The sequence below is a fragment of the Streptomyces sp. NPDC043738 genome (genome assembly GCF_056436545.1).
The window spans coordinates 141,912-155,142 of record NZ_JBWKCJ010000012.1; the positions used below are offsets into that span (position 1 = coordinate 141,912).

General features: G+C 69.1%; 12 protein-coding genes. 6 read left to right on the top strand and 6 right to left on the bottom strand.

Translation table 11 applies throughout. From position 1 onward, the window contains the following. Nucleotides 1–132: 132 nt before the first annotated feature. A complete protein-coding gene (locus AC0680_RS18165; protein WP_478629596.1) occupies nt 133–1,845 on the top strand; it encodes a 2Fe-2S iron-sulfur cluster-binding protein in 1,713 nt (570 codons plus the stop codon). A gap of 28 nt (nt 1,846–1,873) precedes the next feature. Here the strand turns inward: AC0680_RS18165 and AC0680_RS18170 are convergent, their stop codons facing one another. Next, the gene (locus AC0680_RS18170; protein ID WP_478629598.1) at nt 1,874–2,062 is read right to left on the bottom strand and encodes a hypothetical protein; all 189 of its coding nucleotides are present in this window, start codon (nt 2,060–2,062) and stop codon (nt 1,874–1,876) included. Between the two features lie 519 nt (nt 2,063–2,581). Beyond that, nucleotides 2,582–3,349 carry an AfsR/SARP family transcriptional regulator gene (locus AC0680_RS18175; protein ID WP_478629601.1) on the bottom strand — a complete coding sequence of 256 codons (768 nt, stop codon included), beginning with the start codon at nt 3,347–3,349 and terminating at the stop codon, nt 2,582–2,584. Between the two features lie 282 nt (nt 3,350–3,631). On the opposite strand from AC0680_RS18175, the gene AC0680_RS18180 reads away from it, so the two are divergent. The 5 genes from AC0680_RS18180 (at nt 3,632) to AC0680_RS18200 (ending at nt 9,367) form a co-directional block, all read left to right on the top strand. Continuing rightward, complete coding sequence (locus AC0680_RS18180; RefSeq protein WP_478629745.1) at nt 3,632–5,320, top strand: FAD-dependent monooxygenase; 1,689 nt, start codon at nt 3,632–3,634, stop codon at nt 5,318–5,320. A 211-nt stretch (nt 5,321–5,531) separates the two neighbouring features. Beyond that, a complete protein-coding gene (locus AC0680_RS18185; protein ID WP_478629603.1) occupies nt 5,532–6,620 on the top strand; it encodes a sensor histidine kinase in 1,089 nt (362 codons plus the stop codon). Beyond that, entirely contained in the window at nt 6,599–7,276 is a 678-nt protein-coding gene (locus AC0680_RS18190) for a response regulator (protein WP_478629604.1), read from the top strand. Before AC0680_RS18185 ends, AC0680_RS18190 begins: the two co-directional genes overlap by 22 nt. Before the next feature lie 425 nt (nt 7,277–7,701). Then, the gene (locus tag AC0680_RS18195) at nt 7,702–8,493 is read left to right on the top strand and encodes an alpha/beta fold hydrolase (RefSeq protein WP_478629606.1); all 792 of its coding nucleotides are present in this window, start codon (nt 7,702–7,704) and stop codon (nt 8,491–8,493) included. Nucleotides 8,494–8,956: 463 nt separating this feature from the next. After that, nucleotides 8,957–9,367 (top strand): RidA family protein, encoded by a 411-nt coding sequence (locus AC0680_RS18200; protein ID WP_478629608.1) that lies wholly within the window; start codon nt 8,957–8,959, stop codon nt 9,365–9,367. A 206-nt stretch (nt 9,368–9,573) separates the two neighbouring features. Here the strand turns inward: AC0680_RS18200 and AC0680_RS18205 are convergent, their stop codons facing one another. The 4 genes from AC0680_RS18205 to AC0680_RS18220 all read right to left on the bottom strand — a co-directional run bounded on the left by AC0680_RS18205 (nt 9,574) and on the right by AC0680_RS18220 (nt 12,939). Next, nucleotides 9,574–9,903 carry a cupin domain-containing protein gene (locus tag AC0680_RS18205; protein WP_478629610.1) on the bottom strand — a complete coding sequence of 110 codons (330 nt, stop codon included), beginning with the start codon at nt 9,901–9,903 and terminating at the stop codon, nt 9,574–9,576. A 458-nt stretch (nt 9,904–10,361) separates the two neighbouring features. Continuing rightward, on the bottom strand, nt 10,362–10,829 hold the full coding sequence (locus AC0680_RS18210; RefSeq protein WP_478629612.1) for a hypothetical protein: 468 nt from the start codon (nt 10,827–10,829) through the stop codon (nt 10,362–10,364). 15 nt (nt 10,830–10,844) lie between these two features. Next, nucleotides 10,845–11,549: an SDR family oxidoreductase gene (locus AC0680_RS18215; RefSeq protein ID WP_478629614.1), complete on the bottom strand. Its 705-nt coding sequence runs from the start codon at nt 11,547–11,549 to the stop codon at nt 10,845–10,847. A gap of 340 nt (nt 11,550–11,889) precedes the next feature. Then, nucleotides 11,890–12,939 (bottom strand): 3-oxoacyl-[acyl-carrier-protein] synthase III C-terminal domain-containing protein, encoded by a 1,050-nt coding sequence (locus AC0680_RS18220; RefSeq protein ID WP_478629615.1) that lies wholly within the window; start codon nt 12,937–12,939, stop codon nt 11,890–11,892. Nucleotides 12,940–13,231 lie beyond the last annotated feature (292 nt).

The following is a 13,231-nucleotide window of genomic DNA, read 5'->3' on the forward strand; positions in this document are numbered from 1 at the left end:
GATCCCGCGCCCGATCGGCGGCTTCGCTGGCCGCGCCCCTCGACGGCGTCAAGTGACGCGCATGGCTCGACGGCGTCAAGTAACGAGAATGCGTGGCTGCCGCACCGGTCTGCCCCACCACACGGTGGAGGCATGTCGACGCCCGAATTCTGCGCCCACGTCGCCCGCGCCGGCGGGCTGGCGGCATGGTGGCTGGTCTCGGCAGCCGTGCTGTGGGGGTTGCTGCTGTCCACCCGCGTCATCGGCCGCGGCCGCAGTGCCGGCCGGCTCGTCCAGGTGCACCGACACCTCGCCGCGACGTCCCTGACCCTGACCGCACTCCACCTGGCAGGCCTGGCCGCCGATCCCCGCCTGCTGTTCGGCTGGGCCGAATTCCTCGTACCCCTGCCGACCCGCCACCGCCCACTCGCCGGGGCCTGGGGCGTGGCCGCCGTGTACCTGATGGCCGCGATCCAGGCCACGTCCGTCCTGCGCCCCCGGCTCCCGCAGCGGCTGTGGCGTCACGTCCACCGCGGCTCCTTCGCCGTGTTCGTCCTGGTCACCCTGCACTCCCTCACGGCGGGGAAGACGACGGGCGATCCGCTCACCCGGTGGACCGCTACGGTCACCGGCGCGGCCTTCAGCATCCTGGTGGCCCACCGGCTGCATGCGGGCCGCCGGATCGCACATGCCCTCCGAAGGCTCGGCCGGCCCCGCGGCCCGCAGCCGCCCGCTTCCCCGACCGCGCGCGGATTCCACCGGCTGACCGTCACCGACGTACGTCCAGAGACGCCCGACACCGTGTCCGTCGGCTTCGCCGTCCCCGTCGAGCTGGCCGCCGAGTTCCGCTTCCGGCCCGGGCAGCACGTCCTGCTGCGCACCGTGCTCGACGGTGTCCAGGCCCTGCGCGCGTACTCCATCTGCAGCGGGATCGCCGACGGGGAACTGCGGATCGCCGTCAAGCAGCAGCAGGGCGGCAAGGTGTCCACCTGGATCAACACCCACCTGCGGGCCGGAGACCGGGTCGAAGTCTCCCGCCCCCGCGGCCGGTTCACCACGGACCTCGCCCCCTCCCACAGCCGTCATGTGCTCGCGGTCGCGGCCGGAAGCGGCATCACACCCGTGATGTCCATCGTCAAGAGCCTGCTCGCCGTCGAGCCGTACACCCGCTGCACCCTCCTCTACGGCAGCCGCGACAGCGCAACGACGATCTTCCGCCGCCAACTCGCACTTCTGGCGTGCACTTACGGTGAGCGTCTGCGCGTCGTGCATGTCCACAGCAGCGGCAGCTCCCCGGACCCGATACTGCGGGGGCGGCTGTCAGAGGACAAGCTCCGCGAACTCGCCGAGGCGACGGACCTCACCAAGGGCCTGAGCGTAGCGTTCGTGTGCGGGCCGGGCGGCTTCGTCGACGGCATCCGCGCGGCCCTGACGGGGCTGGGGCTGACGACGCAACAGATCCACACGGAGGGGTTCTCCGGGGCCCCGGCAGCCGCACATCGGGCTCCGGCTCCGGATTCGGCTCCGGACTCGGCGGGCACGGCGCGCACGGCGGACACGACTGCACACGGTGTGGCGGGGGAGGAGGCCTCACGGGTGCACGTGATCGACCGTGGTGTGCGGACGACCGTCACGGTCCCCGCCCAGCAGAGCGTCCTCGACGCCTCACTGCGCGCCGGCGTGGACCTTCCGCACTCCTGCCGCGAGGGCGTCTGCGGAATGTGCCGAGCGAAGCTGACCAAGGGCCCGGTCCGCCTCCAGCCCCCTTGTGCACTCCAGCCGGCCGATATCGACGCCGGATATGTCCTCGCCTGCCGTACCTTTCCGACCGCGGACAACGTCACCCTTGACTTCGATCAGGGCTGACGGAAGACGATTTCGACCGTTCGGCAGGTCAGTGGTGCTCTTCCAGGACGAAGGCGTCCTTACCGATCATCATGACCTCGCCCGGCCGCATCTGCAGCACGCCATTTCCCTCCTGGCGTACGCCGATGCCCTTGGGCATGCCGGCGCTGCTGAAAAGGACCACGAACAATGCCAGCACGAGCGTGGTAGCCGCGATGATGTCCGTCTTGTGTGGCAACGCGTGCCCCCCGATTCCTTGCCTGGACGTCGTGACGACCCTAGTGGACCTCGGCGCCCTGACTGACACAGGGTCGTGCCGCGCGACCAGGCACGGTGTCCTCGGAGGCGGCCCTCAGGATGTGGCCGGCCCGCGCAGTCAATGCCGGTAGCGGACCGGGCTGTTCGGGCAGTCGTACCGCTGCTCCGGCGGCGGTCAGCTGTTTCGCAAGTAGTAGGCGGGCTGGCCGGTATGAGTAGTCGAGTGTTCCGTTGCTACTTGTCCGGGGTTGATTTCCCCGTCGTTTGATCGGGCTTTTATGGCGCGGTGTGAAGGTGGGCGGCGGAAAGGAGTGGTGAAGATGGCTGATATTGCGCCTGTTCGGGGTGCCGTTGGTCTGGGTTTGCGGGCGGGTTCGGTTGACAGGGCGCGGGGGTGGGCGGGACGGGACGTTTATCGAAGTCCTGCGGTGTGGGTCTATCCGGCGGGGCTGCGTCCGGTGAAGTGTCGGGCTTTTGGTGGTGAGTGCGGGGGATGTCCTTAGTTGGCGAGGAGGATGTGTTGGAGATGGTGTTGGGTGGGAGTGGGTTGGAGCCCGAGTTCGCTGTGGAGGGTGTGCTGTAGCTGGTGGTAGGCAGTGAGGGCTTCGGCGCGGCGACCGGTGTGGTGGAGGGTTTCTATCAGGTAGGTGTGGAATTGTTCGTTGAGGGGGTGGGTGGTGGTGAGTTGGCGGAGTTGGGGGAGGATTTCTCGGTGGTGGCCGAGTTTCAGTTTGGCGTTGATGTGAATGTCGAGGGTTTGAATGCGCTGCTCTTCGAGATGCTGCTTGTGGGCGGTTAGGTGAGTGCCGGCCGGGGTGTTGGCGAGGGCCGGCCCTTTCCAGAGAGCGAGCGCTGCGTGAGCGGTATGGGCGGCTTGGTGGGGTTGGTTGTTGGCGATCTGATGACGGGCCTGGGCGTGGAGGGTGGTGAATTGAGCGGCGTCGATCGTGTAGGGCGGGGCGTTGAGGATGTAGCCGCGGGGACGGGTTTCGAGAAGATGCTGGGTCTGGTCGTTGTGATTTCCGGGGTGGTTCTTGAGTTGGTGGCGTAGGTGGTAGATGTGGGTGCGGACAGTGCTGATTGCGTGTCGTGGTGGGTCTGTTTCCCATAGCTCGTCGATGAGTGTGTCGGTGTCGACGAGTTGACCTGCTCGTAGGAGGAGCAGGGCGAGGAGTTTGCTGATTTTGGGGCCGCGGGGTGCGTGGGTGTGGCCGCCTTGGGTGATGTGCAGTGGTCCGAGGACGGTGAAGCTCAGCTCGTCGGTCATGGGTTGTTGATGCCCCCGTGTGTCGGGTGGATGGCCGGTGATGGCTCGGATCCAAACACGGATTGCGGCTGCCGGTGGGGTCGTTGCCTCGCACGGCATGTGCCGGTGTGTCTAAGGCGTGTACCGGTGTGTCTGCGGCGTGCGCTGATGTGCGTAGCGCAATGCCTCTAAGTGTGTAGTCCGGTGTGTCTTTGTGTGTGGTTGGTTTTGGTGTGTTGGTGGTTGTGGAGGGTGGTTGTGGTGTCGGTTTTTGGTGTGGGTGTGGGTTCGCGGGTGTTGGTGGTGGGTGCTGGGCCGGTGGGTTTGGTGGTGGGGTTGGAGTTGTTGCGGCGGGGGGTGGGGGTGCGGTTGGTGGATTGTGGGGTGCGGCCGTCGCCGCATTCGAAGGCGATTGCGTTGTGGCCGCGGGGGGTTGAGGTGTTGGGGCGGTTGGGGTTGGGGGGTGAGGTGGTTTCGCGGGGTTTGGTGTTGCGTGCGCAGAATTATCATTCGGAGCGGCGTCGGGTGGCGCGGTTGGTGTTTGGGGGGTTGCGGGGGACGCGTTTTCCGTTTGCGTTGTCGGTTCCGCAGGCGGTGACGGAGGGTGTGTTGCGGGAGGCGTTTTTGGGGTTGGGGGGTGAGATTGAGTTTGGTGTGGAGGTTGTGGGTTTGGTGCAGGGTGCTTCGGGTGTGGAGGTGGAATTCCGCCGCCACGCCGGTGCCGGCGTAGCCAGTACCGGTGCGGGTTCCGGCGTGGGCTTTGGTGCTGGTTTTGCTGGTGGTGCGGGTTCCGGTGTGGGCTTTGGTGCTGGTTTTGCTGGTGGTGCGGGTTCCGGTGTGGGCTTTGGTGCTGGTGCTGGTGCTGGTGCTGGTGCTGGTGTGGGTGCCGGTGTTGGTGGTGTGGTGGAGCGGGAGTGTTTTGGTTGGGTGGTGGGGTGTGATGGGGCGCATAGTTCGGTGCGTGGGTTGTTGGGGGTGGATTTTGCGGGGAGTTCTTATGAGCAGACGTTTTTGTTGGCTGATGGGGAGGTGAAGACGTCGTTGGCGCATGATGAGGTGCATTACTTCATGACGTCGGCGGGTGTGTTGGTGGTGGTGGGTTTGCCGGGTGGGTTGTATCGGACGTTTGTGAGTGTGCCGTCGGGGGGTGAGGTGGTGGATGCGCGGGCGGTGGTGCAGGCGGCGGCTTCTGAGCGGTGTGCGGTGCCGGTGGAGTTGGTGGGTGAGCAGCGGACGGGTGTGTTTCGGGTGCATCGCAAGATGGTGGATCGGTTGTGTGTGGGGCGGGTGTTGTTGGCGGGGGATGCGGCGCATATTCATTCGCCGGCGGGTGGTCAGGGTTTGAATACGGGGATGGAGGATGCCGCGTCGTTGGGGTGGCGGCTTGCGGGGGTGGTTCAGGGGCGTTTGGGTCGGGGTGTGTTGCGTCAGTGGGAGGCTGAGCGGTTGGGGGTGGCGCGGGCGGTGGTGAGTGATACGGATCGTCAGACGCGGATGTGGATGATGGGGGGTGTCAAGGCGCGGGTGCGGGATGCGGCGTTGGCGGTGGGGGAGGCCAGTGGGGCGTTGAATCGGGTGGTGGTGCCGCGTCAGGCGCAGTTGACGTTCACGTATCCGGTGCCGCGGCAGCGTGTGGGGCGGATTCGGGCGGGGCGGCGGTTGGTGGATGTGCCGTTGGCCGGTGGCGGGTGGCTGCGGGATGCGCTGTGTGGGACGGGTGGGGTGCTGGTGGTGTTCGCCGGCACGGCCGAGCGCGATGGTGAGCGGTTGCGGGCGTGGGTGGAGGGGGTGCGCAAGGAGCACGCCGAGGGCCTTGAGGTGGTGGTGGTCGAGGGCAGTGACAGTCGGGCGCATTCCTTGCTGCGGGTGAGCAAACCGTGTGCGGCGTTGGTGCGGCCGGACGGTGTGGTGGCGGCGGTCTCATCGCCTTTCGATCCGGAACTCTCCGACGTGATAAGCGAGCTTATGGGGAAGTCGGGCGAGCCGAGTTAAGCGGGCAACGCCCCGGCATGCAACCGTTCTTGACGCGGAAAAGGCAAAGTAAAGGAAAGTTCAAGTCCGCGGCGGTCGTGTTACGCTCCTGCCGAGAGTGCGCATAGTGGCTGCGCTGCACGGTATGCGAAGGAAAACGGGGACTTTCATGCAGAGTGGGTATTCATCGACGTGCCCTTTAGGGGACCGTTTGAAGCGTGAAATACCGACTGTGCTGGCCCGATATCGCGCGGCGCTGCGCGCGGAATCCAACCCCCTGGGCACCCAAGGCGACCTGTGGGAGGACACCCGCGCGCACGCCGAACTGATCCTGACCGACTGCGCCCACGCCCTCAACACCCCACCCCACACCCCCCTGCCCCTGTCCGCGGCGGGCGGCGAGCAGGACACGGAGTTGGTGTTCTCCTCCTCCCTCGGCGCCCGCCGCGCCATGGCCCGGGCCCGGCTGATCGACTCGCTGTGCGCGGTCGAAAACCTCAAGACCACCGCCCTGGAAACGGTCTTGGAGCTGATCGAAGGCGAGAGCGCGGCGCTGCGCGCGACGGTGGGGGTGCGCGCCGCGCAGGTCATCTCGCACATCGCCGCCCGCCGCACCCAGGCCGCCGTCCTCAGCTACGAGGCGCACCTGCTGCAGGAGATCGGGCGGGCCAACGGCGATGACCGGGCCCGGCTGGCCCGCGACATCCACGACCACCTGGGCAACAGCCTGGCGCTGGCCTTTCGGCGGCTGGAACTGTTCGAGCTGACCGCCCAACCCGCGCCGGCCGCCCCCGGGCAACGTCACCTCGCCGCGATCAGGGCCTCGCTGGAGTCGGCGACCGACTTCACCCGCTCCCTGGTCTCCGGACTGCGCGCCCAGCCCGCACACACCGACATCCGCCAGGCGTTGCTGGCGTGCGCCGAGGACTTGAACTTCTGCGAGGTGCCGGTACGCATCGCCGTCCACGGCGACGACGCCTGGCTGCCCGAGGCCCACCGCACGGAACTGTTTTTGATCCTGCGGGAATTCCTCCGCAACGCCTTCACCCACGCCGACCCGGCCCGCATCACCATCGAGATCCGGCTGGGCCCGCAACGGGTCGATGTCCAGGCCAGCGACGACGGCCGCGGCTTCGTCTACGACGAGGTCGCCAACTGCGGCGGCGGACTGTCGGCGATGCGCGAGCGGGCCGCGCAGCTTCAGGGACGGTGCCTGCTGCTGAGCAGCCCGGGGGAGGGGACACGGATGCTGTTGTGGCTGCCGCTGCCCCACCGCAGCCAGTCATCCGAGGGGGAGACATGGGACCGATCCGCATCCTGATCGCCGACGATCACACGCTGCTGCGCAGCGCCCTGGCCGAACTGCTGGCCACCGAACCCGACTTCGAGGTGGTGGGGATGGCCGGCGACGTCGAGGAGACGCTGCGCCTGGCCGCCGAGCTGGAGCCGCAGGTGGTGCTGCTGGACATCGAGATGCCCGGAAACCACAATCCGCCCGCCACGGTGCGGGCCCTGCAGCAGGCCGTGCCGGGGGTGCGGATCTTGGTGCTGACGATGCATGACGACCCGCGTCTGGTGCAGGCGCTGCTGCCTTTGGACATCCGCGGCTTCCTCCACAAGACCGTCACCCACCAGGCGTTGGCGGCCGCCGTGCGCGATGCCTGCACCTTGGGCAGCAGGGTCACCCTCTCGCTGCTGGCCCACAGCCTGACCGCCCCGGCCGGCCAGGGTGCGGGTCTGCTGTCCCCCAGGGAGCTGCAGGTCGTCGAACTGGCCGCGCACGGGTTCAGCAACTACCGCATCGCACGGCGCCTGGAGATCACCGAGGGAACCGTCAAACGCCATATGCGCAACATCTTCGAGAAGCTGGGGACCGGCTCACGCGTCGAAGCGGCCAACAAGGCCGTGGAGATGGGCCTGATCGCACCCCCCGCCACCGCCCCCAAACACCTTCCCCCCCAGCCCACATCCCCCTAACCGCGCCCAGTCGACCACGCTGACGAGCCGGCCCCCGACACGCGAGCCGGCCCCACCCCCGACGCGCAAGCCGGACACGCGATCCGGACACGAGAGCCGGACGCCCGAGCCGGGCGCGCGAGCCGGCCCCACCCCGACGCGCAAGCCGGACACGCGATACGGACACGCGAGCCGGCCGTGCGAGCCGGGCGCGCGAGTCGGCCAGCCCCGACGCGCGATACGGACGTGCGATCCGGCCGTCGATGGTGCAGAGGCCGCGCGGTACCGTCGGGAGCCCTGAGTGCGGCCACTCGGCCCGCAACCCAAGGGCGCGGCGGCCCGCTCCGCGCACAAGCTCGCGCCACGGTCTCGCGTCACAGTCTTGCGTCACAGTCTTGCGTCACGGTCTAGCGCTATCCGCAGTTCGGACAACGGAGGTACCGCACATGAACGCCGACACCCGCCGACCGACCTTCCTGCTGGTCCACGGAGGCTGGCACGGAGCCTGGTGCTGGGACCTGCTACGCGCCGCGCTCGACGCCGACGGTTGGCCCTCCCACGCCATCGACCTGCCCAGCGCCAACCCCCCGGCCGGCCGGCCCGACGGCGCCGGGCCGGTGGGCATGCTGGACGACGCGGACGCCATCCGCGACAGCCTGCGGCGCATCGACGGCCCGGTGGTGGTGATCGCCCACTCCTACGGCGGCGTCCCCACCACGCAAGCCATCGCCGATGCTGCGAACGTGGTACAGGTGGTGTACCTCGCCGCTTTCCAACTGGACGTGGGTGAGAGCGTCTTCACGTTCCTCCAAAAGCCCGCGCCCGACGACGGCACGGACGCGGGCACCGGCGAGGGCACGGACGTGGGCACCGGCGAGGGCACGGACGTGGGCACCGGCGAGGGCACGGATTACGCCCCGCCGTACGAGGACGCCCGGCGGATACTCTTCGACGACGTGCCCGAGGCCGATGCCGCCCGTGCCGTGGCGCGGCTGCGCCCGCAGAGCCTACGGTCTTTCACGCAGAAGGTGACCACGGCAGGATGGCGCACCGTGCCCTCCAGCTACGTCGTCTGCGACCGCGACCAGGCGCTCGCACCGGCCCGGCAACACGAGCTCGCCACGCGCGCCGACGTTGTCCACCGGTTGCCGAGCAGCCACTCGCCGTTCTTGTCCATGCCCCGGCAACTTGCCACTCTCCTGGGCCGGATCGCCACCTCCACCCTCCCCGCCCCGTGACCAGATGCGCCCCATCCTGGCGAGGACCTGTCCGGTCGATCATGTGACTGCCTGGGCCCGGGCGGTTGCTCTGGGCATGGGCGGGTGATCCGAGTGACGCGGAGGGAACGGCTACGAGGCGTTCTGCCGGTGCGCGACAGGCGTCGTGGTCGGTGAAGGGGCCACCGGCAGGTGATCGCGGCAGGTGATCGCGCAAGGTGATCGACGGGGATCGTGCACCGGGTGCGGACCGGCGCTCAGGGCGTGCGTGACCTGCCCGACCGGATCGGCCCGCGTGGCTTCGTTGACCTCTACCAACAGCGTTCTCGACGGTTCGAAGTCAGTTGGTGATCACCCGGTCCACGCTTGTCGACCACAAATGACGGCGTTGCCGTGGGAGCGGTGAGAAAAGAGAAGGCGGGTGCCAACGGGTCGTTGGCAGGATGTCGGCGCTCACCACTCGATGGGAAAGGACCCGACGATCGTGGCTCGTGCCATCACTTTGATCCGCTCCGCATCCCTCTTTGACGCCGCCGAGTACGCTTACGCGGCCACGGCGCCCGCCGACTCCCGTCTGGTCTTCCTCGCCGGTGCGTGTCCCCTCAACGACGACGGCTCGACGGCGGCGATCGGGGACTACGCGGGTCAGGCGCTGAAAGCTGTCGAGAACATGCAGACTGCTCTCACGGCTGCCGGCGCGTCACTCCAAGACGTCATCAGTACAAGGGTTCTCGTCGCATCGGCCCGGCGGGAGGATCTGGTGGCTGCCTGGCAGGTGGTTCGGGACTCGTTCGCTGACCATGACGTTCCCAGCACCTTGATGGGCGTCACTGTGCTCGGCTACAAGGACCAGCTCGTCGAGATCGAGGCCGTCGCCGCCGTACTCGACTCTTGAGGCCCGATGGCACACCGCGGCGGCCGGCGTGGGGAGGGCCGTGCCGGGCGTCGCGGCCCGGACGGGGTGTCGCGGACACCGCCTGACTGAGCCGCGGCGCGCCGGGCGGGCCGGGCGGGCCAGTGGGGTGTTGTGGTCACACTCTGCCTGGGCCTGGGCCTGGGCCTGGGCCGGGGCGGGCCCGGTGGACCGGTGGGATGTTGTGGTCACGCTCTGGCCTGGGTTGGGTGTGGGGTGTGGTCGATGATGACGAGGGTGCCTGTGCTGCCCGGGCGTACGGCATGTACAACGCCTGCCTCGATGAGGTGCATCTCGCCTGCGTGCACGGCGACTTCGGTGCCGTCGGCCACCAGTTGCAGTTGTCCGTCCACGACCAGCAGTGCTTCCGCTGTGTCATGGGATTCCGGTGCCAGGGCGCGTCCGTCCATCCGTAGCACCTTGATCCCGGCGCGCCCGATGTGCCCGAGCAGGAGCGAACTCCAGGCGTCGGGCAGTTCGGCGGCGGTGCTCGGTAGGTCGACGGCGTTGGTGTTCATGCATGCCTCCTGGCGGGCTGTCCGGCCGGGCCGTAGGGCCGCCGCGGACGCCCGCAGTCGTGATCAAGGGATGCGGCGACGGTACGGCAGGACGACGCGCAGTTGGTCGACCGTTCGGCAAAACCTCCCCCCCACCTCACCCCGCCTCACCTCATCCCGCCTCACCCCACCCCACCCCGCCTCACCTCGCTTCACTTCACTTCGCCTCCTTTGTGCTGGGCCGGGGGTGTGAGTGCCTGGGGAGGTTGTGGAGTGGTCTTGGTGGCTCGTGGGTTCTGACAGCCCGCAGGGGGGCGCGGCCGGCCGGCAGGCTTGCCCGGCCGTCGGGGCGGGCGATGGCCTGGGCTGTGGCGGGTTGGCGTTCGGTGGGGCGATGGCCTGGGCTGTGGCGGGTCGGTGTCGGTGGGCGATGGTCCGAGCCGATCGGGGTGGGTGATGGTCTGGGCTGATCGGGTTGGTCAGTCGGGCTCTGGTCCGGTGTCGTAGGGCACGTGGGGGGTGAAGGAGGTGGGGGCCAGGCCGGCTGAGGTGGCTGCTGCGTCGCGTAGTTCGGCGAGGACTTCCCATAGTTGGGTGTGCTGGCCGTGGGGGGCGCGGGGGGTGATGCGCAGTTCGGTTGGGCCGGTGAGGTGCATCAGGGGGGTGGGGGCGTCGGCGAAGGAGGCCGCGGCGTGCAGGCGGGCGGCTTCGTGGCTGGTGAGGATCAAGGTGGCACCGCCGTCGGTGAGGTGTGCGGTGATGCCCAGCGGTGTCAGCCATGCGGTGGTCAGTGCCTGCATGATGCGGGCCATGCGTTGGGTGCGGCCGGGGGAGGGGCCGCGGTCCCACACATCCAGCGCCGCCATGTCGGCGTGGCGCAGTGGGGGGTGTTGGGGGGTGTGGGCGGGTGCGCCCTGGTGTGTGTGCGGTGCGCACTCGCCCGTCATCGGCCGGTGCCGCCTTCAGATGCCCATCCCGATGCCGCCGCCCACGGGCAGGACGGCACCGGTGATGTATCCGGCCGACTCCCCGGCCAGGAACCGTACGGCCGCGGCGACTTCGTCGGCGGTGCCGGGGCGGCCCATCGGTGTCATCCGCATCACCTCGCGCATCCGCCGGTCGGTCAGGGAGGTGGTCATGTCGGTGTCGATGATGCCGGGTGCGACCAGGTTGACGGTGATGTTGCGTGGTCCCAGTTCCCAGGCCAGGGAGCGGCAAAAGCCCAGCAGTGCGGTCTTGGCGGCTGCGTAGTTGGTCTGGCCGGGGGAGCCGAGGAAGCCCAGCGCGGAGGAGAGCAGTACGATCCGGCCGCGGCGTGCGGCCAGCATGCCGCCGGCGGCTGCCCGCACGGTGCGAAAGACGCCCTTGAGGTTGGTCTCCAGTACCTCGTCGAAGGTGGCGTCGTCCATGCGCAGCAGCAGGGTGTCGCGGGTGATTCCGGCGTTGGCGACCAGGACCTCCACGGGGCCGTGTTCCTTGTCGATGGTGGCCAGGGCGGCATCGACGGAGGCCTGGTCGCGCACTTCGCAGGGCACTGCGAGGAGCCCTTCGGGGGCGGGGCCGGTGCGGTAGCCGACCGCCACCCGGTCGCCGTCTTCGGCCATGGCGCGGGCCACGGCCAGTCCGATGCCGCGGTTTCCGCCGGTGACAAACACAGAACGGGACATGTTTCCTTCCTTGGCCGGGCGTCCATCGCCCGGCCGATCGCATTCGCCCGGCGTGAACCGCCCGACGTCCCACACCGCCCGGCTCTCACCGGGCCACACCGCCCGGCTCTGACCGGGCCACATCACCCGGCCACCCCACACGCCACGCCCTCACACGTCCCGCGCCCGGCGCTCATCACGCCAGCGTTCGTCACGCCAGCGTTCGTCACGCCGGCGCTCGCCACGTCTGCGCTCGTCACGCCGGCGCTCGCCACGTCTGAGCTCGTCACGCCGACGTGCGTCACGCCAGCGCTCGCTACGCCGACATTCGTCACGCCGACGTTCGCCACGTCTGCGCCCGTCACGTCTGCGGAGGTGCTTGGACCAGTAGGCAGGACCAGGTGAAGCCGGCGCCGGCGCTGAAGACCAGTGCCGCCTCGCCCGCGGCGAGCATCCGGCCGTCGATGAGTTCAGCCAGGCCCGCCACCGCGTCACCGGCACCCAAGTGCCCCGTGGCACGGCCCACGTCCACCGCGGTGGCCGGCACGCAGTCGGCCAGCACCGGGATCCACGACTCGACCAGGGTCTTGCGGCCGAATCGCGGCAGGATCACCCGGCGCAGCCGCGGATCGTTCGCCGACCACCCCGCCTCGTCCAGCGCCTGCGCCACGACCGTGCGGATGGCGTGCTCGTTGACCTTGGTGAACGACTCATCACCGTAAGCGTGCAGGTAGGCCCGTTTGGTGGCGCGCATGTCGACGCTTTCGCGCTGCATACGGGCCGCCGGCATGAACGCATCCGCACCGCGGTGCATCTCCTCCAGCTCCACCGCCGCGAACGTCGCCAGCGAACGCAACACCAGCGCATCGCCCGGCCCGGCGGGGCAGCGCAGCACCACCGCCGTGGCGCCGTCGCCGTAGGCCACGGCGTAGTCACCACCCCACCGGTCGAAACCGGGCGGGGCGAAACGGTCCGCGGTGGTCACCAGACCCGTCCGCGGCCGCCCGCCGTCGCCCGCACCCGCCACCAGCCGCGCCGCGACCAGATCCACCGCCGCACTGCCGCCGTTGCACACCTGCTGGATCCCCACCGGCAGCGCCCGCACGGCCCCCAGCCGCCGCGCCACATAGTGCGCGGGCGACCACAGATCATGCCCTTGGTAGTGCATCCAGGCATGCCCCAACACCTCGACGTCCTGAGCCGAGACCCCGGCGCCGGCCAGGGCCGCGGCCCCGGCGCGCACCGCGGCATCGGGCGGCGCGACATCGGCCTCCGGGACGCTGTCGTGCCCCAGATCCCGCGCCGCGCGGGCGGTCAGCCGCCGCTGTGCGACGGCATCGGACGCCCAAGAACGCCCCTGGGGCAGCCACAGCGCGGCGGCCGCGATTCCCACCGCAATCCCCGGCTTCATACAGCGTCAGCTCCCGGCACGTCGATTGCGTTCATTGCAGGCATGCTTCAGCACGCCGATCAAAGCCGCATCAAAACCCGGTGAATAAATCGGCCGGTGCGCTCAATTACTTCCTACGAAAACCGCGCCGGGCACCCGCTGGAGCATCGCGCTACCACTTTGGATGTGCTTGTCGCGGCCGCCCGCGCCGGATTGACTAGATCAGCGGCCTTGACCGGCGACCTTCAACGGATCTTGCCGCCGCACCAACGCCCACCAGCACAGCCACCCACCGGTGGCCGCAACGTCGGCG